Source organism: Erwinia typographi (assembly GCF_000773975.1).
Taxonomy (GTDB): domain Bacteria; phylum Pseudomonadota; class Gammaproteobacteria; order Enterobacterales; family Enterobacteriaceae; genus Erwinia; species Erwinia typographi.
In genome coordinates this window covers 1-20,885 of the sequence record NZ_JRUQ01000102.1, presented here as the reverse complement: position 1 = coordinate 20,885, position 20,885 = coordinate 1, and the positions used below count along the sequence as shown (strand labels likewise).

Sequence of the window (20,885 nt, the reverse complement as noted above, 5' to 3'; positions counted from 1 at the left end):
CGGCGTTCAGGTATCAATGACTAACTATAAGGGATGGGGTCATTATGATGAAGGGAGTTATCCGCCTTGGCGATGCTCTGACGCAGGGTGGCTGCGTCACCAGTGCCAGTGGCGCAGAGTTTGAGGGGAAATCAGTCATGTTGCTGGGGGACAGTGCGCACTGTGCCGCTCACGGTAAAACAACCGCAGCAGAAGGGCATACTTCCTGGATGATGAACGGGCGTAATGTCGTGGTCGATAGCTGTCGCGCGCAGTGCGGCTGCGCATTTATTTCTTCACTGCCTGACGCGGGGGCCAGCTAAATGAAATATTTCTGGAAACTCCCTCCTGAGCCTGAGGATCTGCCCACACCCAATTTTTCGCTCGCTGGGATTATTGTGTGTAGTCTCCTGGCTGGCGCTTTTGTCCTGATTTTCAATGCGGTTATGCTGGATGAGAACGCGCTGAAGATGGATATTCTGCTCTGGCGCCTGCTGGTCTTTCCGCTTCTTTTCGCTCTGATCGGTTTTACTGTCGCAATGGTTGGCTACTGTATTACCCAATACTGTGAAGCGCAGACGCGGGAAAGTTACAAGTTAAATCGCCAGCGATGGCAACGAAATGCCTCCGTTTGCCTCAGGCTTGCCGAACACCACTCACTTTTCCCGGTAGAAAATGCGGCGCTGAAGATGATCGGGCTGGAAGGCGAAATGCCAGCGGCGAAGGATATTCCGCGTAAGCTGAATATCGATGAAGATGAGGAAGCAGGCGTAAGCCGCACCCAACAGACGATAAAGATGCTGCTGGAGGGGCTGGATACCAGCGCGATTGACGAACGTTTTGACCAGCCGGAAGTTTGGTTATATCTACGTAATGCCAGTGACCGTCTCAGTGAGGATGCGGGAGAAATAGTGCGGCAGTCCCGCCCGGCGTTCAGTCAGTCAACGATCCATCTTCTCAGTGTGCTGCCGGAAAGAGCGTTCCTGGAAGAATGGACGCTGGAATATTTCGAAGGGTTTCGCCTGCTGATAGTGGCCGAACTTCACCACGATAATGACCATGATTTCTGTGAGTATGCGACAGCGCTGTTGTTCTCACGCCAAAGACCCTTACCGGATAGCCGAATGCCCGTCTGGTGCTTTCGCAGTCTTGACAGTAAACAGCACACGGTCGGAAAGTACCTGAAAATTCTGTTTGCGGCGGAACAGATAAGGCCAGCGGATCTGCGTCATGTCTGGACCGGTAACCTGCAGGGAGAAAGCCTTAATCTGCTGTCCGATGCTTTTACCGAAGTTGATACGGGGGTGAAAAGTCACCAGTGGCACAGTATGCGGCTGGCTGAGACCTGGACGCCGGGCTATCAATGGCTGATGTTGGAATGGAGCGCGCGCGCCATCCGCAACGGACAGCATGGACAATTGCTGGCAACAAAACAGGAGAACAGTCAGCAGATCAATCTGGCATTGATCAATGGAGAATATCTCCCTCACGAGATTGACAATCTGGATCAGGAGGGCTGCATGGGCACAAGCTTCCAGTTTATGGGATATTGGCTGTTTTTTCTGAACATACAGGGCGTGTTTCTGTTTTTCTCGCTGCAAAATGGCTGGGCGCTGGATGCGGAATTTTCAGTCTGGTGGCTTGTTTCGGGGATGTTCGTTATCTTACTTGCCATCATTGGCCTGGTAACCTCAGGTATTTATATTGATAGCTGTCATCAGCGCAGCATAGATCGTTACTACGAGTATGAGTAGCAGGGAAAGGGTAAGCATTTTCCCTGGCGTTGCAGAAGCCGGTTGCCCGGCTTATTGCTTTCATTACCTCTTCTCTACCGCAACTTTACCGGTATAGCCCTGGGGGCTGACCACGCGCTCTTCACGGGCAATCCAGCGATAGAATCCAGCCGACAGCGCAACCCCAATAAACCAGCTGAAGTTTGCTACTTCATGCAGGGAAGGGGTAAAGCTGATCGTCAGGCCAATCAGCACCGAAGGGACCAGCGCAGCAATGGCTTTAGGGTTAAAGCCACCGCGATACCAGTACTTACCCTGGGGCGTATCGTTAAAGAGATCGTCCACGGAAAGCTGGCGGCGTTTGATCAGATAGAAGTCGCACAGCAGGATGCCGAACAGCGGCCCAATAAAGGCGCCCAGTACGTCCAGCGTATAGTGGATCAGTTCCGGTGACTGGAACAGGTTCCACGGCGTTAACAGCACGGAGCCGACCGCGGCAATCATTCCGCCAGTACGAAAGCTGATTTTCTGCGGTGAGCAGTTGGAGAAGTCGAAAGCTGGGGAAACAAAGTTTGCCACGATATTGATGCCGATAGTGGCGGTGATCATCGTCAACAGGCCAATCGCTACCGCCAGGTCGCTGCCAACGCGGCTGACGGTTTCAATCGGATCGGTGATCATATGTCCAAACAGCGACTGCGTGCCGGAGACGATCACCACCGTGACCACGGAGAACAGCAGGAAGTTGAACGGCAGGCCCCAGCGGTTACCGCGACGGATTTCCCCCATGCTTTTCCCGTAGCGGGAGAAGTCGCCGAAGTTCAGCAGCGGGCCGGAGAAGTAAGAGACGACCAGCGCCGTTGCGGTAATCATCTGCCAGGCCTGCTGCCCGCCGGTCAGCTGTTTACTGGCCAGCGTCAGTGAAATACCGTCAAAGCCGGTCTTGTATACAATCCAGCCAGCCAGCCCCACCATCACTACGTATACCGCCGGGCCGGCGATATCAATAAAGCGTTTGATCGCGTTCATGCCGTGCCAGAACACCATCGCCTGAGCAAACCACATAATGCCAAAGCAAATCCAGCCCAGATGCGAAAGCCCCAGCCACGAGGAGTGGGTCATTGTAACCAGTGAAGGCCAGAATTTCAGCGAAACCAGCATCAGGGCGTTGGCGGCAAGCCAGGTCTGAATACCGTACCAGGCGAAGGCAATCAGGCCACGGATCACCGCCGGGATATTGGCGCCAAACACGCCGAAGGCCTGTCGGCAGATGACCGCGTAGGGCACGCCGGCCATCTGGCTGGGTCTGGCGACCAGGTTGGCGAAAATCTGCACGATACAAATTCCTACCAGCAGGCAGAGCAGCACCTGCCAGCTGGCCAGGCCGAGCGTAAAGAAGCTGGCGGCCACCACATAGCCCCCCATGCTGTGTACGTCCGACATCCAGAAAGAGAAGATATTGTACCAGCTCCAGTTCTGATCGCGGGTGGGCGCCAGATCCTCATTACATAGCCTTGGGCTGTAGTTTGCGTGGGCTTCAATCGCCGACGCCGGGGTGACATTCTGACTATTTGGCATGAAACCTGCTCCTCTGAAGATAACTAAACGCAAATTGGTTTACAGCAGACATTGCAGGATCCAGGCCAAAATCGTTTTCTTGTATACAAAACTTAGAAATACTGTGTACGATTCTTTACGGAACGGATGTTTACCGGAGTAGGTAATGAAGAGTGAAACCGGCCTGAAAACGGCCTCTGACCTGAATGATAAGGACGAACCCATCTATCAGGCGCTGATGTCGGCGATTGTCGAACACCAGCTGCCGCCGGGCAGCAAGCTGCCGGAAGAAGCGCTGGCTGAGGTTTTTGGCATCAGCCGCACCGGGATCCGCAAGGTGCTGCAACGCCTCGCCGCGGTGCAAATGATCGTATTGACGCCCAGGCGTGGTGCGCAGGTGGCGACGCCATCCGTTGAGGAAGCTCAGGATATTTTTCACACCAGGGCACTGATCGAATGCGCTAACCTGCCCGCCGTGCTGGCCCGCTGCCAGTCAACGCATCTGGTTGCGCTGGAGAAGCTTAACCAGCAGGAGCAACTGGCCCACGAGGCGCATGATGGCCCTGCAGCCATCCGCCTTTCAGCCGCTTTTCATATTCAGCTGCAGGCCATTTCTGGCAATCAGGTGCTGACCGACATGGTATCGCGGTTAACCCAGCGCTCCTCGCTGGTGATCGCGGCCTACGGTACGCCGTGGCAGCAGGGCTGTCGCTGCGACGACCACGATTGTTTGATCGAGCTTATCCGGCAGAAAGAGCTGCAGCCGCTGTCTGACTCACTGCAGCAACATTTTGGGCATATTATGGCTAGCCTGCGATTTGAACGCAGCGGCGAACAGCTGCCGGACTTTGACCGCCTGTTCGCGGGCTTTGGAGCGAAAGCATGAGTGCGAAAACGGTCGTCCAGGTGATTAACCCGAATACCAGCCTGGCAATGACCGAAACCATCGGCGCAGCGGCGCGCGCGGTTGCCGGGCCAGCAACCGAGATTCTGGCGGTATGCCCTGCGCAGGGCGTACCGTCAATTGAAGGGCACTTTGACGAGGCAATCGCGACACTCGGCGTGCTGGAACACATCAAGGCCGGGCGTGAGCAGGGCGTCAGCGGACATGTGATAGCCTGCTTTGGCGACCCAGGGCTGCTGGCCGCGCGTGAGCTGGCCCAGGGACCGGTCATTGGCATTGCAGAAGCCGCGATGCACATGGCGACAATGGTTAGTACACGCTTCTCAATTGTCACGACGCTGCCGCGTACGGTGATCATTGCACGACATTTGCTTCAGCGGTATGGCTTTGAACATTACTGCGCCGCGCTGCACGCCATCGATCTGCCGGTGCTGGCGCTGGAAGACGGCAGCGGACTGGCGCAGGAAAAAGTGCGTGCAGGCTGTATACAAGCGAAACGACAGGACGGCAGCGGAGCCATCGTGCTGGGCTGCGGCGGCATGGCTACCCTTGCTAGCGAGCTGACGCTGGAACTGGGTATTCCGGTGATTGATGGCGTCGGCGCCGCAGTAAAAATGGTGGAGTCGCTGGTGGCGCTGGGGCTGTCGACCAGTAAGCACGGTGATTTGGACTATCCTGTAAGAAAAACCCTGTCGGGTCAGTTTGCCGGCCTGTTGCCTGATTGAGTCGTCCCGACAAAAGGACTTTGACCATGAATGATGCTGTTGAAAAAAAAGAGTACAGCTTTAATAAAAACTATCCTCGTGACCTTCGCGGTTACGCAGGCAATCCGCCACATGCCGCATGGCCGGGCAAGGCGCGTATCGCCGTGCAGTTTGTGCTGAACTATGAGGAAGGGGCGGAGAACAGCGTGCTGCATGGCGACGCCGGCTCCGAGCAGTTTTTATCCGACATTATTGGCGCCGCGAGCTACCCGGAACGCCATATGTCAATGGAGTCGCTGTACGAGTATGGTTCTCGCGCGGGTTTCTGGCGTATTCATAATGAGTTTCAGAAGCGGGGGCTGCCGCTGACGGTGTTCGGGGTGGCGATGGCGCTGGCGCGCCACCCGGAAATAGTCGGGGCTATTAAGGCGGCGGATTACGACGTGGTCAGCCACGGCTGGCGCTGGATCCACTACCAGTCAATGGACGCGAAAGCCGAGCGCCAGCATATGCAGCAGGCGGTGGATACGCTAATCGACCTGTTTGGCAAAGCGCCAACCGGCTGGTATACCGGCCGCGACAGCCCAAACACCCGTCGTCTGGTGGTAGAGCAGGGAGGGTTTACCTACGACAGCGACTATTACGGCGACGATTTGCCGTTCTGGACGCAGGTCACCTGCCAGGATGGCACGGTAAAACCGCATCTGATCATTCCCTATACGCTGGAAACCAACGACATGCGCTTTGCCACGCCACAGGGCTTCAATACCGCGGAACAGTTTTATACCTATCTGAAAGACAGTTTTGACGTGCTGTATGACGAGGGCGAAACTTCGCCGAAAATGTTGTCCATTGGCATGCACTGCCGACTGCTTGGCCGCCCTGGCCGCTTTAAGGCGCTGCAGCGTTTTCTGGACCATATCCAGCAGCATGACGATGTGTGGATCTGTACGCGCCAGCAAATTGCCGAACACTGGGTAAAAACGCATCCTACCCCGGCGGCGTGATTTCGCCATCATAACGGGAACCGACGACGGCTCCTGCCACCCCGGCAAATCCGCTGTCGGGGTGGCAAATCCAGCACTACATTACTAAACCTGCGCCAATCGGGAACAGAGGATTGGCCGTGTCATGGGGACGGTCTTCCTGCTGGTTCAGCACCTCCTGCCAGCTGGAAGGTAATTCAAAGGGCAGTTTCCCTTCTGGCTTTGCCTTCCCGCTGATCACCTCAAACATCGCTTCATCAGAACTGCCGAAATTCGCCAGCAGCACGTCGGTTTTATCTACCACATTGCTGAGGATTGCGGGGCGGCCAAGGTAGACGGAAACCAGGGTAGGGATCTGCTGCTGGCTGACCCGTTCGAGCGCCTGATAATCTTCGCTGCCGCTGTAAACACCCGCTTTTTCATCCAGCACAATCGAGGCCGCATCGCCAAAGCCCAACTGGCCGAAATGAATCGAACCGAAGGGGAAGTGCGGGTCCGTTTCTCCCGGCGCGACAAAGCGTAAAATTGCGATATCGGCCTGTTCTGGCGTTGCCACCACGGTCAAACCATAATTTGCGGCGATGCCCGGGTTAACCTGATAAAGCCAGGCTTTTTTCCCCGCCAGCGACATCGGCAGCAGATTGTCGTTATTTTGTAGCAGTACGTGAGAACGGCGCTGCGCTTCTTCCGCCTGGTGCTGGAAGTCCGCGTTGCCGACGATGCGCACGGCGGCTTTCTCATCCACATAGGGATCTTCAAACAGGCCGGTGATGAATTTTTGTTGCAGGAGCCTTATAACGGATTGATCGATCCTTGCCTGCGGGATTTGCTGCTGGTTAATCGCTGCTATCAGATCTGAGGAATTACTCGTTCCGCCGAACTGATCGACGCCAGCCTCCACGCTTTTCACTATGCGTTGCTGACGGGTCAGGTTTTCCACTCCCCAGGGCATACCAAACGGCATCGAGAATGCGGAGACGCCGGCGCTGACCTGCGCATCGGTTAACCCGGTCTGGCACTGACCGACGCAGTCTTCCAGAATCCCCCAGTCGCTGAGGATCACCCCTTTAAAGGCGAAGCGGCCGCGCAGCATATCGGTGAGTATTTGTTTGCTGAAGCCAAAACCAACGGATTCAATCCGCTCATTCTTATTCCGCAGGCCAACGGGTTTGCCGTAGTACGGCATCACCGAGGCCACATTAGCGGCAAACGCGCCTTCAAAGGGAACCAGATGGTATTCCAGATTATTGCCGGGATAGATTTGCTCTTTTCCGTAGCTGTTATGCGGATCGAGTCCGTTAAGCTGCGGGCCGCCTCCGGCAAAATGTTTTACAACCGTAATGACGCTTTCCTTGTTCAGTCCGCTGCCGCCCTTCTGGAAGCCTTCGATATAAGCCTGGGTCAGGCGTTTGGCGAGCTGATTATCTTCGCCGAAGGTGCCGTTGATGCGCCCCCAGCGAGGTTCAGTGGCTAAATCGGCCTGAGGGGAAAGTGACATATGAATACCGACGGCGCGATATTCCTGCCGCGCAATGTCGCCAAATCTCCTCATCAGGTCAGTATCATCGAGCGCGGCAAAGCCGAGGGTTTCCGGCCAGGCGGAAAAGCGCCCGGCGGCAACGCTGGTGGCGTTGGGATCGTGAGTGAAATGGTTACGGGGATCGGTGCTGATGGTTACCGGAATGCCCAGCCGCGTTTTTTCGGCAACGGCTTGAATCTGGTTATTGTCCTGCGAGATGTGGCCCGGATTACCACTCATTCTGGTGATGAAGGTATTCACCGAACTTCCGACGATCTCTTTTTCAAGCGTGGGAAAATCGACCCGATCGTTCACCAGCGGCAGCGTTCCATGCATCATCAGGCCCGCTTTCTCTTCCACCGTCATCAGCGAGGCCAGGTTCTTTGTCCGGGTGAGGCTGTCTAAACGCCAGTCTTCGTAAGGATCAAGCTGACCATTGCGATTGAGGTCCTTAAATTTAAGGCCGTTAACGGTTATTATCGCCACGTTCTGGTAACCCAGATGCGGTTGGTCCTGATTGCTCTCTCTACAGCCGCTGACGCCCAGGGTCAGGGCGCCTGTAACCGCTATGATATAACCCACGTTGCTGATATTCATTACAATACCTCCATTTATATTAACATCCTTGATACCCGGCAAATGGCAAAGAGGAAATACAGTGTCTGAAGGGATACGCTTTTCACTTGCCTGAGTTTATTACAGTTTAAAGTGGGCTGGTGTAAATAGTTGTGAGAGGTGTCGATATTAAGTAAAAATGAAAAAAATACGACTTTATTTATTCAATGCCAGATTATTTTTTTTGGCTGAAGGTGTAGGGGGTTAACCTGTCATTTATGGTGCTTAGCATTCTTAATAAATAAAATACTTTGTATGTTTCATCGCTATTTTCTTATTTCATTTTACTTAAATTCTTATTAAAAGTTGATGTGGAGGGCGGACAGCGTCCGCCCGGAAGGTAATCAGGTCATCAGGCTGACCTGAGCCGCCACAATGCGCCAGCCGCAGGGAAGTTTCACCCACGTCTGCTGCTGGCGTCCGATTTTTTCGCTGCCGTCGCGGGTGAACTCGGTGCTGCAAACCGCATAATCCTCACCAAAAGTCGTGATGACGGTATTATGCAGCTCGCGATCCAGCCCCTGTGCAGGGCGGGAAGCGCGAAACGCCCTGATCTGCTCAATGCCGTATAAATTCTCTCCGGCGCCCAGCCTCACGGTTCGCTCGTCGTGCCAGAACAGCTCATCCAATACCACAGTATCATTGCTGATTAAGGCTTCTTCATAGCGATAAAAAGCGGCGGTGACCTCGGCCAGAATGGCCGGGCGATCGATATATTCACTTTTCATAATGGCGATCCCAGGGGGGCTGGAGCCGCTTGCGCAATACCCATTTTTTCCAGGGCCCAGGCCGCGCGCAGGCAGGCTTCTTCTTTGAACGGAGCGGCAATCAGTTGCAGACCAATCGGCAATCCACCCGGCGTTTGTAGCGGGACGGTGGTCACCGGCAGTCCGAGAAAGGAGATCGGCTGGGTCAGCATCCCCATACTGGCGCGGATCGGCAGATCGGTGTTATTGATGCGCATCGTTTCCTGGCCGATCGGGGTTGCGCTGCACGGCGTCGCCGGGGCAATCAGCACGTCAAACTGCTCAAACAGCGGCAAGACCTGCTGCCTGAAATGGTGGCGAAAACGCTGCGCCTGCACGTACCAGGCTGAAGGGATCATCGCGCCTGCCAGCAGCCGCTCGCGCGACAGCGGCTCAAAGCGTTCCGGCATGGTTCTGAGGGCAGGCAAATAGGCGTTGCCGCCTTCAGCCGCAGTAATAACAAAGGCGGCGGTGCGCGCCAGCTCGGCTTCCGCTAACACGACTTCATCCTGAGCATTCAGCGCCATGGCCGCAGCAGCCACCGCGGCGCGCGCTTCCCCGCTGCACCAGGTCTGGAAATAGCCGCCCAGCACGCCGCAGCGCAGGCCTTCAAGTCCGTGCTCAAGCCGGTGGTGGACGGGATTAAGCGTTTTTTCCGCCTGGAAGCTGTCCTGAGGATCGCGTCCCTGGAGCGTGTCATAAACCACGGCCAGATCGTCGATCGAACGGGCGAAAGGCCCGATATGATCGAGGCTGGCAACAAACGGATGGCTGCCGCTGCGGGACAGGCGACCAAAGGTTGGCTTCAGGCCAAAAATGCCGCACAGCGAGGCCGGTACGCGGATTGAGCCGTTGGTATCCGTCCCCAGTGAAAAGTTGACCAGCCCCGCGGCCACCGCGGCGGCGGATCCCCCGGATGAGCCACCGGCGATGCGCAGCAGATCGCGTGGGTTTTTCGTGGCGCCATAGTGGCTGTTTTCGGTGGTAAACCCGTAGGCGTAGGCATCCATATTCAGCATTCCGGAGAGCAGCGCGCCGGATTCGGCAAGCTGGTTAACAGCCCAGCCGTCCCGCTTTGCCGCCTGGCGGTCGCTGAACAGGCTGGCTCCTGCGAGGGTAGCGTGTCCGGCCACATCAAACAGGTTTTTCACTGCATAGGTTACTGCGGCCAGTGGCGGTAGCGGCTGATCCTCTTTACGCAGGCGATCGATGCGGTCGGCCTCGTTGAACATGCGATCCTGGGTGACGTGAGTCCAGGCATTGATCGCCGGATTGAACTGCTCAATATTGCTCAGCGTCTGCCGGGCAATCTCGCGCGCGCTCAGCTCGCCTTTAGCCAGCGCGCTCTGTAGCTCGCGAATCGTCAGGGAAGCCGGATTCATGCTTTATAGACTCCTGCCACTTCCAGACGGTCGTCAAGCGGGAAAGCCATCAACGGCGCGGCCATCCCGGCGATGCGGGTGAATTGTATCAGCAGTTCGGCACGGCGCTCGTCATCCAGCGGGACGCCCAGAACCTGTTCCATTTGCGCCACATAGGCAGCCCAGTCGGGCGAAGGTTGCTTCATGATCCTCTCCTGTTAAAAACCGGCAGCGCTGCCGTTGCTTCTTGGGTCACATGCTCCTTCGAGCATGCCGTTGGTGTGCCGGACAATGGCTCCGGCGTGGCCTACGGCCTCGCTGTACTCAGGCAGGGCTTCCACCTCGTGCCCCAGCGCGCGCAGTTGGTCAAAGGTCTGCTGGGAAAAGCGGCTCTCCAGCTTCAGCGAATCCGAAACCTGGCCCCAGGTACGGCCAAGCAGCCAGCGTGGCGCACTGATGCACTGCTGTAGCGGCATGCCCTGAACCACATGGCGGGTAAATATAGCGGCCTGGGTTTGCGGCTGACCGTCGCCCCCCATCGAACCGTAGACCATCGTCCGGCCATCATTCAGGCGGGCCGCTGCGGGATTCAGGGTATGGAAAGGCTGTTTACCCGGCTGCAAAGCCAGCAGATGATCGGGATCGAGGCTGAAAGCCGCGCCGCGATTTTGCCAGGTAATGCCGGTATCAGGCAGCACTACGCCGCTGCCAAACTCATGATAAATGCTCTGGATGAACGACACGGCCAGACCGCTGCTGTCCATCACCCCCATCCAGACCGTATCGCCTGGGCCTTTGCCGGTTCCCCACGGCGCCGCCTGGCGAAGATCAATGTTCTCCGCCATTTTGGCCAGCAGCTCAGAGTCCAGCAGCGCCTGCATCTCCTCACGCATATGCTGCGGATCGGTGATGTAACGATCGCGTAGGCTGAAGGCGAGCTTGGTGGCTTCCACGATGCGATGGATGGTTTGCGCCTCATCGGCTTCGGCCATATTTAGTCGGTCAGTGATGCCGAGGATCGCCAGCGACACCAGGCCCTGAGTCGGCGGCGTCATGTTATAAATCTCGCCAGACTGATGCTGAATGCGCAGCGGGGTACGGCGTCTGGCACGGTGAAGGTTCAGGTCTTCCAGGGTGATCGGCATTCCCAGACGCGACATCTCGCTTGCCAGTTTGTTCGCCAGCGGGCCGCGATAAAAGCTTTCAAGGCCGTCTTCGGTCAGCAGACTCAGCGTGTTAGCCAGCTCTGGCTGGGTGAAGCGGCTGCCGGGTTTTGGCACCTCGCCATCCGGCAGAAAAGTGTGGGCAAAGCCTGGCTGATCCGCCAGCTCATGATATTTGCTTTCGGTCGCCGAGGACTGCGAATGGGTCACCGGGATGCCGTCCGCCGCATAGCGAATCGCATCGGCCAGCAGCCTGGCGATCGGCGTCGGCGTGCCGCCAAACTCCGCTGAAACGTTCAGGGCCTCAGCCCAGCCGCTAACGGTGCCGGCCACGGTCAGCGCCGCTTTGGGGCCGCGATGAGGAATGGCTATGGCGCCGTCATAGAACGCGCGATTGGCCAGCGAACCAGCGGCTCCGCTCGCATCGATGGCAATGGGCTCACCCTGTGGCGGAACAATCAGCCAGAAGCCATCGCCTCCCAGCCCGTTCATGTGGGGATAAACGACGGCGATGGTGGCGGCGGCGGCGACCATCGCCTCAATGGCATTGCCTCCTTCACGCAGCACGGACAGTGCGCTCTCACTCGCCAGATGGTGAGGAGCCACCGCCATGCCAAGCGGGGCGATATTACTTTGAATCATTCCAGTCTCTTTTTTTTAGGGTGACAGAGGGAACAGTAAAGCAAGAGATGTTCCAGTTTTTCAGCCCGGCGGCAGTTAATCCGCCCTTTCCCGGAAGAGAGAGACAAAATTGTCGTCTGACGGCAAAATGGTTTCCCGGTTGGGCACGTTATTTGTATATGTTAGGTTCCCTGAAACAAAAGTTACAAGGTCAACGCTATGAAGCAGCTCGATGAACGTTTGAGAAGTCACTATCCGCAGCTCTCACCGCAGGAGCAGCGCGTGGGTGATTTTGTTTTCGATCACTTCGACGATTTGATCAGCTATAACAGCGCCGAGCTGGCGCGCCTTAGCGGCGTGTCGAAGGCCACCGTCAGCCGTCTCTTCAGGCGGCTGGGCTATGAAAAATATAAAGATATGCGCGACGAGCTGCGAACCCTGCGCCAGAGCGGTATGCCGCTGACCGATAACCGTGACGCGGTGCAGGGCAATACCTTACTCGCCCGCCATTACAAGCAGGAAATGGCTAATCTGACCCAGTGGGTGAACGGGATAGATGCCGCTCAGTTTGGTGAAGTGGTCCAGCAGCTTGCCAGCAGTCGGCGCGTATTTATCATCGGCCTGCGCAATGCTTATCCGGTGGCGCTGCACTTCCGGCAGCAGTTATTGCAGGCCAGAGGCGCTATCCAGGTGCTGCCCCAGCCGGGCCAGACGCTGTCTGAAGAGCTGGTGGAGGTGACGCCGGAAGATATGGTGGTGGTGCTGGCTTTCCGCCGTCGTCCCCGCATTATCAAGCCGCTGTTGCTACAGCTACAGCATGACGGCATCCCTACGCTGGCCATTTGTGAGCCCCAGGCGCAGGCGGTGATTGCGCTGGCGCGCTGGCAGCTTTGCGCTCCGCTGGACAGCGTTTCCGCCTTTGACAGCTACGCTTCGGCCAACAGCTTAATTAACCTGCTGGCCAATGCCGTGCTGCACGAACTGCTAAGTGAAGGACGCCAGCGTATTCACCGTATCGCCGATCTTTACAACCAGCTGGACGAGCTGGAACAGCGTTGATGGGGCACCATTTTGGTGCTTTGCCTGTTTTTGGGGCGCACGGCGTCCATCCTTCCTGCCCCATCATCCCGTCCCTCTGTTCCGGACTTTTATCTCTATAGCAAACGATTGCCTGGCGGTTCTGGCCGCAAAATGCTTAACTTCGCGTTCCTTAACCGTTTTTATCCGCTGTCCTGACCCCTTTTGCCTGTCGATTTCCCCGTGATGAAAAAATTCTACTGCCCGCCATGCTGCTGGCACATTAGTTGCAAATAAACTCTTTAAGAACCTTTCGTTTCATGTTTTTATTACTCGGGGAACACCTAATGAAAAAAGTTTTACTGGCCATTGCAGGCGCAGCGCTGATGTTAACGCAGATGACTCATGCCGTAGCCGACCAGCTACAGGATATTGAAAAACGGGGTGTTCTCCGCGTGGCCGTGCCGCAGGACTTTCCGCCGTTTGGTTCAGTCGGCACCGATCTGCAACCGCAGGGTTACGACATTGATATGGCAAAATATCTGGCGAAGCAGATGAAACTTAAGTTGCAGCTGGTGCCGGTGACCAGCGCTAACCGCGTTCCTTATCTGCAAACCGATAAGGTAGACCTGGTGATTTCCAGCATGGGGAAAAATGCCGAGCGTGAAAAAGTTATCGATTTCAGCCGCGCCTATGCGCCGTTCTTCCTTGGCGTGTTTGGTCCGAAAGACGCGTCGCTGAAAGATGCCGCCGGACTGAGTGGTCAAAGCATCGGCGTGACCCGCGGCGCGGTGGAAGACATGGTGCTGACCGACCTTGCGCCAAAAGATACTCAGCTTAAACGTTATGAGGATAACAACACCACGCTGTCTGCTTACCTGTCTGGTCAGGTGCAATATGTCGCTACGGGCAACCTGGTGGTCGCGGCGATTGCCCGCCAGAACGCGGACAAAGCGCCGGTGGCTAAATTTATGCTGAAAGACTCGCCGTGCTTTATCGGCCTGCGCAAAAATGAACCGGCGCTAAAGGCGAAGGTTGACGGGCTGATTGAGCAGGCGATCAAAGACAAGACGCTGAACGGCATGTCTGAAGAGTGGCTGAAAGCGCCGCTGCCTGCGGACCTCGGTGCGTAAGGGTTGCTGATGATTGGGCAACTCAATTTCCCGGCGCTCTGGCCCTTCTGGCCGGAACTTCTCTCCGGCCTGTGGGTAACCATCCAGCTTACCGTATTGGCAACCGCAGGCGGCGTGGCGCTCGGCATTTTTGGCGCGGCCCTGCGCAGCGGCAAACCTTCGCTGCTTAGCCGCCTCTGGGGCTGCTATGTTGAGCTGATCCGCAACACGCCGTTTGTGGTGCAGCTGTTTTTTATCGTCTTTGGCCTGCCGAATCTTGGGCTGAAGCTGACCGCTGGCGAGGCGGCGCTGCTGGCCATGCTGATTAATCTTGGCGCGTACAGCACCGAGATCATCCGCGCCGGTATTCAGGTTACGCCAAAAGGGCAGTGGGAAGCTGGGCGGGTGCTGGGGTTAACCCGCCTGCAAACCTTTATGCGGGTGGTTCTGCCGCCCTCGCTGCGGCGGATTTACCCGGCGCTGGTCAGCCAGTGCATTATCGTGATGCTGGGTTCGTCAGTGGTCTCACAGGTCTCTTATGAAGAGCTGACCTTTGCCGCTAACCTGATCCAGTCACGGACCTTTTTGAGTTTTGAAGTTTATCTGGTGACCACGCTGATCTACCTGGCGCTGTCGATTGCCCTGCGCCAGATCTTGCTGGCCGCCGGGCGTAAATGGTTAGGGAGCGAGCAGGGATGAATACCTTTACTGACTGGGACATCCTGCGCAATTTGCTGCTGGCTGCCCGCTGGACCCTGCTGCTGTCGCTGACCGCCTTCTTTGGCGGCACCGTGGTAGCGCTGCCGCTGGTGATGATTCGTCTGACCCGCCGCCGCTGGCCAATGCGGCTGATCCGGGGCTATATCGAACTGTTCCAGGGGACGCCGCTGCTGATGCAGTTGTTTCTGGCATTCTTTGGCGTGGCGCTGTTTGGCGTCGATGTTTCGCCGTGGACCGCTGCCTCGCTGGCGCTGACCTTCTACACCAGCGCGTTTCTGGTGGATATCTGGCACGGCAGCATTCTCGCCCTGCCAAAAGGACAGTGGGAAGCGTCGCGCTGCCTTGGTCTGAGCTTCGGCCAGACGCTCTACCGCGTGGTGTTGCCCCAGGCGCTGCGGATTGGCATCGCGCCGACCGTAGGGTTCGCCGTGCAGGTAATTAAGGGCACCGCGCTGGCCTCGATCATTGGATTTATTGAGCTGACCAAGGCCGGCACCGTTCTGAACAACGTGACTTATCAACCGTTTAAAGTTTTCGGGCTGGTAGCGCTGGGCTACTTCCTGATGTGCTATCCGCTGTCTCGCTACAGCCAGTATCTGGAGAAGAAATTCAATGCCGCTCATCACCATTAATCAGGTGCAGAAATACTATGGCGATAACCATGTGCTGAAGGGCGTGGATTTGGATATCGACATGGGCGAGGTGATCTCAATTATCGGCCGCAGCGGTTCGGGAAAAAGCACCCTGCTGCGCTGCATGAACGGCCTGGAGGGCTACCAGGAAGGCAGCATCAAGCTGGGCGGCATGACCATTACCAACCGTGATTCACAGGCGCGTGAAATCAGCCGCTCCATCGGCATGGTATTTCAGAACTTCAACCTGTTCCCGCATATGACCGCGCTGGAAAACGTCATGCTGGCTCCGCGCCGGGTATTGAAAAAAAGCGAGGCGGAATGCCGTCAGCTGGCGGCTCAGATGCTGAATAAAGTGGGGCTTGGCGAGCGGATGGACTACTTTCCCGCCAACCTGTCCGGCGGCCAGCAGCAGCGAGTGGCGATTGCCCGCGCGCTGGCAATGACGCCGAAAGTGCTGCTGTGCGATGAAATTACCTCGGCATTAGACCCGGAGCTGGTGGGGGAAGTGCTGAAGGTGCTGGAGCAACTGGCCAAAGAAGGCATGACCTTAATCCTGGTGACGCACGAAATGAACTTTGCCCGTGAAGTGGGTGACCGCGTGGTATTTATGCATCAGGGGCGCGTCTGGGAGCAGGGCGACAGCAAAAGCGTGTTTGCCGCTCCCCAAACGCAGGAACTCAAACAATTTATCTCGTCGGTGCGCGGTCTGAGCTGATCGCACCGGTTACAGCGGAGAAGGAAGGAACGGATGGATTTAGCAAAATTCTCACAGATCAACCCGCCGCAGCGCCTGCTGATGGGGCCCGGGCCGATTAACGCCGATCCGCGCGTGCTGCGCGCGATGTCCAGCCAGCTGGTGGGGCAGTATGACCCGGCGATGACGCAGTATATGAATGAGGTGATGGCGCTGTATCGCGGCGTTTTCCGCACGGAAAACCAGTGGACGATGCTGATCGACGGCACTTCGCGCGCCGGGATCGAAGCGATCCTGCTGTCCGCCATCCGCCCCGGCGACAAGGTGCTGGTGCCGGTCTTCGGCCGCTTCGGCCATCTGCTGTGCGAAATCGCCCGCCGCTGCCGCGCGGAAGTCCACACCATTGAAGTACCGTGGGGCGAAGTGTTCTCTCCAGATCAGATCGAAGATGCGATCAAAAAAGTTCAGCCGCGCCTGCTGCTGACGGTGCAGGGCGATACCTCTACCACTATGCTGCAACCGCTGGAAGAGCTGGGCGGCATCTGCAAAAAGTACGGCGTGCTGTTCTATACCGACGCCACCGCTTCGTTTGCCGGTAACGCGCTGGAAACCGATGCCTGGGGGCTGGATGCGGTATCGGCGGGGATGCAAAAGTGCCTCGGCGGCTCGTCAGGGACCTCGCCGGTGACCCTCAGCCCGCAGATGGAAGCGGTAATCCGCAAGCGTAAATGCATTGAGGAAGGGATCCGTACGGCGGCGCATCAGGACGGCGATGACGAGATGATCTACTCGAACTATTTCGATCTCGGCATGATCATGGATTACTGGGGGCCGGAGCGGCTGAATCACCACACGGAGGCCACCAGCGCGCTGTTCGGCGCCCGTGAATGCGCTCGCCTGATCCTCGAGGAAGGGCTGGATAACGGCATCGCCCGGCATAAGCTGCACGGCGATGCGTTGCTGAAAGGCATTCAGGGCATGGGCCTTGAGACCTTTGGCAACCTGAAATACAAGATGAACAACGTGCTGGGCGTGGTCATCCCTCCGGGGGTGAACGGCGATCGGGTCCGCAAGCTGATGCTGGAGGACTTCGGCATTGAAATCGGCACCTCATTTGGTCCGCTGCACGGCAAGGTCTGGCGGATCGGCACCATGGGTTACAACGCCCGCAAAGACTGCGTGATGCAGACGCTCAGCGCGCTGGAGTCGGTGCTTAACTGGCTGGGCTTTAAAACTACCCAGGGCGCCGCAATGCAGTCAGCCTGGGATCATTACGCCCACGGGAGCCGCTGATGAGTGCAGGCCTGATGAGTGCCGCAGGCGCGGCGCAGGCCGCCGCACGGGTCATGGCGCGCTGCGACCGTCTGGCGGAGATTACCGAAACGCCCGGCCAGTTGACGCGCGTTTATCTCTCGCCTGAGCATATGCAGGCGAACGTGCTGGTGGGCGAATGGATGCGTGCGGCGGGAATGCGCGTCTGGCAGGACAGCGTTGGCAATATTTGCGGCCGCTATGAAGGGCTGGAGCCGGGCGCTCCGGCGCTGCTGCTGGGGTCGCATCTGGACACCGTGCGCAACGCGGGCCGCTATGACGGGATGCTCGGCGTGCTGACCGCCATCGAAACCGTCCAGGCGCTGCATCAGCAGCAGCTGCGTCTGCCGCTGGCGGTGGAAATCGTCGGATTCGGCGACGAAGAAGGCACTCGCTTTGGCATTACGCTGCTGGGCAGCCGGGGCATAACCGGCAGCTGGCCAGAGAGCTGGATCAGCCACCCGGACGGCAACAGCATTACCGTTGCCCAGGCGATGGCGGACGTGGGGCTGGATAGCGAGGCTATTCACCAGGCCGAGCGCGACGTCAGCGATATCGTGGCTTACCTCGAGCTGCACATTGAGCAGGGGCCTTGCCTGGAGCAGGAAGAGCTGGCGCTGGGCGTGGTCACCGCCATCAACGGCGCGCGTCGTCTGAACTGCCAGTTTATCGGCGAGGCCGGGCACGCGGGTACGGTGCCGATGTCGCATCGCAAAGACGCGCTGGCCGCCGCCGCCGAATGGATGGTTTACATTGAGCAAACCACGCCGAAGCATAGCCCACAGCTGGTGGCGACGGTCGGCACGCTGAGCTGCGTGCCGGGGGCGGTTAACGTTATTGCCGGCGAGGTGGCGCTGACGCTGGACATTCGCGGGCCTGAGGATCGACCGCTGGCAGAATTGCTCTCCGATCTGCTGACGCAGGCGGAAGCCATCGCGCTGCGGCGTGGGTTGACCTTTAGCGCGGAAGAGTATTACCAGATCCCTGCCACCCGCTGTGATGAAAGCCTGCAGGCCGTCTTAAGCCGCGCCGTCTCAGGCGTGCAGGGCCGCAGCGTTTCGCTGCCAAGCGGAGCAGGGCATGATGCAATTGCAATTGCTGAACGCTGGCCGGTGGGGATGCTGTTCGTGCGCAACGATCGCGGTATCAGTCACCACCCGGCTGAAGCGGTGATGGAGAAAGATGTCGCCCAGGCCATCCAGGCCTACAGCCGGGTGGTTTATGACGTTGCTTCAGGAGGCGCAAGGTGAAACTGGAACCGTTTAATCAGGCTCCGGTTGCCGAAGCGAAAAAGCTGATTGCTCACTGCGTCGCCATCCCCGCCTGGCAACAGGCGCTGGTGGCGGCCAGGCCATTCTCTTCGCTGACCGCGCTGCTGGAAACTGGCGACCGGCTGGCGGCGGCCTGGGATGCTCAGGCGCTGAACAAGGCCTTGTCCGCCCATCCGCGTATCGGTGAAAAGGCGCAGGGTAGCGGCAAAGAAGCCGAGCTGTCGCGGGGCGAGCAGTCCAGCGTTAATGCTGAGGATACCGCATTGAAACAGGCGCTGAAGGCCGGAAATGCCGCCTATGAACAGCGCTTTGGCCGGGTGTTTTTAATCCGCGCGAAGGGTCGCAGCGGCGAAGAGATGCTTGCCGAGCTGCTGAGGCGGCTGGCTAACGATCCGCAACAGGAGCAGCAGGAAGCCCTCGGCCAGCTGCGCGAAATCACCCTGTTGCGTCTGAAGGAGACGTTTGCATGAATACCATTACCACCCATGTGCTGGATACCGCCCTTGGCAAACCGGCGGTTGGCGTCAGCATTTCTCTACAGCAGCATAGCCCTCATGGCTGGCAGCCGGTGGCTCAGGGCAGTACCGATGCTGACGGGCGCATCAGGGACTTAACGCCGGAAGGCCTGGCGGCGGGGCAGTATCGCCTGATTGCCGATCTGGGCCGCTATTTTGCCGCCAGCGGGCGTGAAACGCTCTACCCGTGCGCGCAAATCGATTTTGTTCTTCCCGAGGGCGGCAGCCATTACCATCTGCCGTTCCTGATCTCGCCGTGGTCGTGGTCCACCTACCGCGGCAGCTGATTCGGCAACCCTATTCCCGCAGGCGTCGCTCTGCGGGCAGACAGTCAAAAAGGCAGCAGCTATGACTAAAGATCGCGTCAGGCCAGAAGATACGCGTTATCCGGCGGGGAAAACCTTTGCCTGGGGATTACAGCATGTGCTTACTATGTACGGTGGAATTATCGCGCCGCCGCTGATTATCGGCTCGGCGGCCGGATTAGGCGGCGGAGAGCTGGGGATGCTGGTAACCGCCGCGCTGTTCGTCAGCGGCTTTGCCACGCTGCTTCAGGCGCTGGGGATGCCGGGCTTTGGCTCGCGCCTGCCGCTGGTGCAGGGCGTCTCCTTTGCCGGCGTTGCCACGATGGTCGCGCTGGTCACCAGCGGTGGGGGGCTGCCAGTGGTTTTTGGCGCAGTGATCGCATCCTCGCTGATCGGCCTGCTGATTGCGCCGCTGTTCGCGCACATTATTCGCTTTTTCCCGCCGGTGGTGACCGGCACCGTGATCGCCGTGATCGGCCTGTCGCTGATGCCGGTGGCCGCACGCTGGGCGATGGGCGGCAATCCTGCCGCGCCAGAGTGGGGCTCAACGTCAAACATTGGCCTTGCGGCGATTACTCTTGGGCTGGTGCTGCTGCTTAACCGTATTGGCAACGGCGCGGTTAAGCGGATGGCGGTGCTGCTGGCGATGATGCTCGGCACGCTGTTCGCCGTCTTCAGGGGCACTACACACTTTTCAACGGTGTTGCAGGGCGATATCGTTGCCGTACCTGGCGTTCTGAGCTTTGGTTTTCCGGTCTTCGACGCGGCGGCGATTCTGTCGATGACGCTGATTGTGCTGGTGCTGCTGACGGAAACCACCGCCGGGCTGATCGCGATAGGGGAAATCGTTGGGACGCCGGTGGACGGTAAACGCATTACCAACGGGCTGCGGGCCGATATGCTGACCAGCGCGCTGGCGCCGGTGTTTAACTCCTTCCCGCAGAGTGCCTTTGCGCAAAACATCGGGCTGGTGGCGATCACCGGGATCAAGAGCCGCTATGTGGTTGCCGCTGGAGGGGTGATCCTCGTTGTGCTGGGCTGCCTGCCCGTTTTGGGACGGATTATTGCTGCCGTACCGATGCCGGTGCTCGGCGGAGCAGGCGTGGTGCTGTTTGGCACCGTCGCGGCCAGCGGGATTCGTACTCTGGCGAAGGTGGATTACAAAGACAATATGAACCTGGTGATTGTGGCGACCTCGATTGCCTTCGGCATGATTCCAATTGTGATGCCCTCGTTCTATGACCAGTTTCCCGGCTGGGTACGCACCCTTTTCCATTCCGGCATCAGCGCGGCCTGCCTCGTATCCGTCACGCTGAATATCGTGTTTAACCGCGTGGCGAAGCGGGCGGCGACCTCGCTGCCTTCACAGGAAAAAGTCTGAGCGAAGCCCGAAGTCTGTGACTAGTCCTGATATAGG

21 protein-coding genes are annotated in these 20,885 nt (G+C 57.9%); 15 read left to right on the top strand and 6 right to left on the bottom strand.

Going from position 1 to position 20,885, the window contains the following annotated elements:
• Positions 1 to 44 precede the first annotated feature (44 nt).
• Positions 45 to 302, top strand: a complete 258-nt coding sequence (locus NG99_RS25995) for a PAAR domain-containing protein (RefSeq protein ID WP_332308374.1) — start codon at positions 45 to 47, stop codon at positions 300 to 302.
• A 75-nt stretch (positions 303 to 377) separates the two neighbouring features.
• Entirely contained in the window at positions 378 to 1,733 is a 1,356-nt protein-coding gene (locus NG99_RS25990; protein ID WP_157032720.1) for a hypothetical protein, read from the top strand.
• A 63-nt stretch (positions 1,734 to 1,796) separates the two neighbouring features.
• Here NG99_RS25990 and NG99_RS25985 read toward each other — a convergent pair whose 3' ends face one another.
• Entirely contained in the window at positions 1,797 to 3,290 is a 1,494-nt protein-coding gene (locus NG99_RS25985; RefSeq protein ID WP_034899484.1) for an NCS1 family nucleobase:cation symporter-1, read from the bottom strand.
• Positions 3,291 to 3,435: 145 nt separating this feature from the next.
• On the opposite strand from NG99_RS25985, the gene NG99_RS25980 reads away from it, so the two are divergent.
• From NG99_RS25980 to puuE, 3 genes are read left to right on the top strand one after another with little or no spacing between them, the layout of a single operon-like run.
• Positions 3,436 to 4,155 (top strand): GntR family transcriptional regulator, encoded by a 720-nt coding sequence (locus NG99_RS25980; RefSeq protein ID WP_034899482.1) that lies wholly within the window; start codon positions 3,436 to 3,438, stop codon positions 4,153 to 4,155.
• Positions 4,152 to 4,898, top strand: a complete 747-nt coding sequence (gene hpxA / locus NG99_RS25975; protein WP_034899480.1) for an allantoin racemase — start codon at positions 4,152 to 4,154, stop codon at positions 4,896 to 4,898. The genes NG99_RS25980 and hpxA overlap by 4 nt, the downstream gene beginning before the upstream one ends.
• 26 nt (positions 4,899 to 4,924) lie before the next feature.
• A complete protein-coding gene (puuE, locus tag NG99_RS25970) occupies positions 4,925 to 5,884 on the top strand; it encodes an allantoinase PuuE (RefSeq protein ID WP_034899478.1) in 960 nt (319 codons plus the stop codon).
• Between the two features lie 76 nt (positions 5,885 to 5,960).
• Here puuE and NG99_RS25965 read toward each other — a convergent pair whose 3' ends face one another.
• The 5 genes from NG99_RS25965 to NG99_RS25945 all read right to left on the bottom strand — a co-directional run bounded on the left by NG99_RS25965 (position 5,961) and on the right by NG99_RS25945 (position 11,909).
• Positions 5,961 to 7,979: a glycoside hydrolase family 3 protein gene (locus NG99_RS25965; RefSeq protein WP_034899474.1), complete on the bottom strand. Its 2,019-nt coding sequence runs from the start codon at positions 7,977 to 7,979 to the stop codon at positions 5,961 to 5,963.
• Positions 7,980 to 8,341: 362 nt separating this feature from the next.
• Positions 8,342 to 8,725, bottom strand: coding sequence for an oxalurate catabolism protein HpxZ (hpxZ, locus tag NG99_RS25960; RefSeq protein ID WP_034899471.1), 384 nt, complete (start codon positions 8,723 to 8,725; stop codon positions 8,342 to 8,344).
• Positions 8,722 to 10,125, bottom strand: coding sequence for an AtzE family amidohydrolase (locus NG99_RS25955; protein ID WP_034899469.1), 1,404 nt, complete (start codon positions 10,123 to 10,125; stop codon positions 8,722 to 8,724). Before NG99_RS25955 ends, hpxZ begins: the two co-directional genes overlap by 4 nt.
• Complete coding sequence (hpxX, locus tag NG99_RS25950) at positions 10,122 to 10,310, bottom strand: oxalurate catabolism protein HpxX (protein ID WP_034899467.1); 189 nt, start codon at positions 10,308 to 10,310, stop codon at positions 10,122 to 10,124. Before hpxX ends, NG99_RS25955 begins: the two co-directional genes overlap by 4 nt.
• A gap of 12 nt (positions 10,311 to 10,322) precedes the next feature.
• Positions 10,323 to 11,909, bottom strand: coding sequence for a gamma-glutamyltransferase family protein (locus NG99_RS25945; RefSeq protein WP_034899465.1), 1,587 nt, complete (start codon positions 11,907 to 11,909; stop codon positions 10,323 to 10,325).
• A 198-nt stretch (positions 11,910 to 12,107) separates the two neighbouring features.
• Here NG99_RS25945 and hpxU point away from each other — a divergent pair, with 198 nt between their 5' ends.
• From hpxU to NG99_RS25895, 10 genes are all read left to right on the top strand, one after another.
• Entirely contained in the window at positions 12,108 to 12,947 is an 840-nt protein-coding gene (hpxU, locus tag NG99_RS25940; protein ID WP_034899463.1) for a MurR/RpiR family transcriptional regulator HpxU, read from the top strand.
• 305 nt (positions 12,948 to 13,252) lie between these two features.
• Positions 13,253 to 14,038: a transporter substrate-binding domain-containing protein gene (locus NG99_RS25935; RefSeq protein WP_034899461.1), complete on the top strand. Its 786-nt coding sequence runs from the start codon at positions 13,253 to 13,255 to the stop codon at positions 14,036 to 14,038.
• Positions 14,039 to 14,047: 9 nt separating this feature from the next.
• Positions 14,048 to 14,716: an amino acid ABC transporter permease gene (locus NG99_RS25930; protein WP_034899458.1), complete on the top strand. Its 669-nt coding sequence runs from the start codon at positions 14,048 to 14,050 to the stop codon at positions 14,714 to 14,716.
• Positions 14,713 to 15,369, top strand: a complete 657-nt coding sequence (locus NG99_RS25925) for an amino acid ABC transporter permease (RefSeq protein ID WP_034899456.1) — start codon at positions 14,713 to 14,715, stop codon at positions 15,367 to 15,369. Before NG99_RS25930 ends, NG99_RS25925 begins: the two co-directional genes overlap by 4 nt.
• Positions 15,350 to 16,087, top strand: a complete 738-nt coding sequence (locus tag NG99_RS25920) for an amino acid ABC transporter ATP-binding protein (RefSeq protein WP_034899455.1) — start codon at positions 15,350 to 15,352, stop codon at positions 16,085 to 16,087. Before NG99_RS25925 ends, NG99_RS25920 begins: the two co-directional genes overlap by 20 nt.
• Before the next feature lie 33 nt (positions 16,088 to 16,120).
• Complete coding sequence (locus NG99_RS25915) at positions 16,121 to 17,359, top strand: pyridoxal-phosphate-dependent aminotransferase family protein (protein ID WP_034899453.1); 1,239 nt, start codon at positions 16,121 to 16,123, stop codon at positions 17,357 to 17,359.
• Positions 17,359 to 18,627, top strand: coding sequence for an allantoate amidohydrolase (gene hpxK, locus NG99_RS25910; protein WP_034899451.1), 1,269 nt, complete (start codon positions 17,359 to 17,361; stop codon positions 18,625 to 18,627). Before NG99_RS25915 ends, hpxK begins: the two co-directional genes overlap by 1 nt.
• Positions 18,624 to 19,118 carry a 2-oxo-4-hydroxy-4-carboxy-5-ureidoimidazoline decarboxylase gene (gene uraD / locus NG99_RS25905; RefSeq protein ID WP_034899449.1) on the top strand — a complete coding sequence of 165 codons (495 nt, stop codon included), beginning with the start codon at positions 18,624 to 18,626 and terminating at the stop codon, positions 19,116 to 19,118. Before hpxK ends, uraD begins: the two co-directional genes overlap by 4 nt.
• Positions 19,115 to 19,450 carry a hydroxyisourate hydrolase gene (gene uraH / locus NG99_RS25900; RefSeq protein ID WP_034899447.1) on the top strand — a complete coding sequence of 112 codons (336 nt, stop codon included), beginning with the start codon at positions 19,115 to 19,117 and terminating at the stop codon, positions 19,448 to 19,450. Before uraD ends, uraH begins: the two co-directional genes overlap by 4 nt.
• Before the next feature lie 61 nt (positions 19,451 to 19,511).
• On the top strand, positions 19,512 to 20,849 hold the full coding sequence (locus NG99_RS25895) for a nucleobase:cation symporter-2 family protein (protein ID WP_034899444.1): 1,338 nt from the start codon (positions 19,512 to 19,514) through the stop codon (positions 20,847 to 20,849).
• Positions 20,850 to 20,885: the final 36 nt, after the last annotated feature.

Coding starts and splice junctions, on each gene's coding strand:
- NG99_RS25995 (WP_332308374.1), top strand. CDS start 45: ATGATGAAGGGAGTTATCCGCCTTGGCGATGCTCTGACGCAGGGTGGC.
- NG99_RS25985 (WP_034899484.1), bottom strand. CDS start 3,290: ATGCCAAATAGTCAGAATGTCACCCCGGCGTCGGCGATTGAAGCCCAC.
- NG99_RS25980 (WP_034899482.1), top strand. CDS start 3,436: ATGAAGAGTGAAACCGGCCTGAAAACGGCCTCTGACCTGAATGATAAG.
- hpxA (WP_034899480.1), top strand. CDS start 4,152: ATGAGTGCGAAAACGGTCGTCCAGGTGATTAACCCGAATACCAGCCTG.
- puuE (WP_034899478.1), top strand. CDS start 4,925: ATGAATGATGCTGTTGAAAAAAAAGAGTACAGCTTTAATAAAAACTAT.
- NG99_RS25965 (WP_034899474.1), bottom strand. CDS start 7,979: ATGAATATCAGCAACGTGGGTTATATCATAGCGGTTACAGGCGCCCTG.
- hpxZ (WP_034899471.1), bottom strand. CDS start 8,725: ATGAAAAGTGAATATATCGATCGCCCGGCCATTCTGGCCGAGGTCACC.
- NG99_RS25955 (WP_034899469.1), bottom strand. CDS start 10,125: ATGAATCCGGCTTCCCTGACGATTCGCGAGCTACAGAGCGCGCTGGCT.
- hpxX (WP_034899467.1), bottom strand. CDS start 10,310: ATGAAGCAACCTTCGCCCGACTGGGCTGCCTATGTGGCGCAAATGGAA.
- NG99_RS25945 (WP_034899465.1), bottom strand. CDS start 11,909: ATGATTCAAAGTAATATCGCCCCGCTTGGCATGGCGGTGGCTCCTCAC.
- hpxU (WP_034899463.1), top strand. CDS start 12,108: ATGAAGCAGCTCGATGAACGTTTGAGAAGTCACTATCCGCAGCTCTCA.
- NG99_RS25935 (WP_034899461.1), top strand. CDS start 13,253: ATGAAAAAAGTTTTACTGGCCATTGCAGGCGCAGCGCTGATGTTAACG.
- NG99_RS25930 (WP_034899458.1), top strand. CDS start 14,048: ATGATTGGGCAACTCAATTTCCCGGCGCTCTGGCCCTTCTGGCCGGAA.
- NG99_RS25925 (WP_034899456.1), top strand. CDS start 14,713: ATGAATACCTTTACTGACTGGGACATCCTGCGCAATTTGCTGCTGGCT.
- NG99_RS25920 (WP_034899455.1), top strand. CDS start 15,350: ATGCCGCTCATCACCATTAATCAGGTGCAGAAATACTATGGCGATAAC.
- NG99_RS25915 (WP_034899453.1), top strand. CDS start 16,121: ATGGATTTAGCAAAATTCTCACAGATCAACCCGCCGCAGCGCCTGCTG.
- hpxK (WP_034899451.1), top strand. CDS start 17,359: ATGAGTGCAGGCCTGATGAGTGCCGCAGGCGCGGCGCAGGCCGCCGCA.
- uraH (WP_034899447.1), top strand. CDS start 19,115: ATGAATACCATTACCACCCATGTGCTGGATACCGCCCTTGGCAAACCG.
- NG99_RS25895 (WP_034899444.1), top strand. CDS start 19,512: ATGACTAAAGATCGCGTCAGGCCAGAAGATACGCGTTATCCGGCGGGG.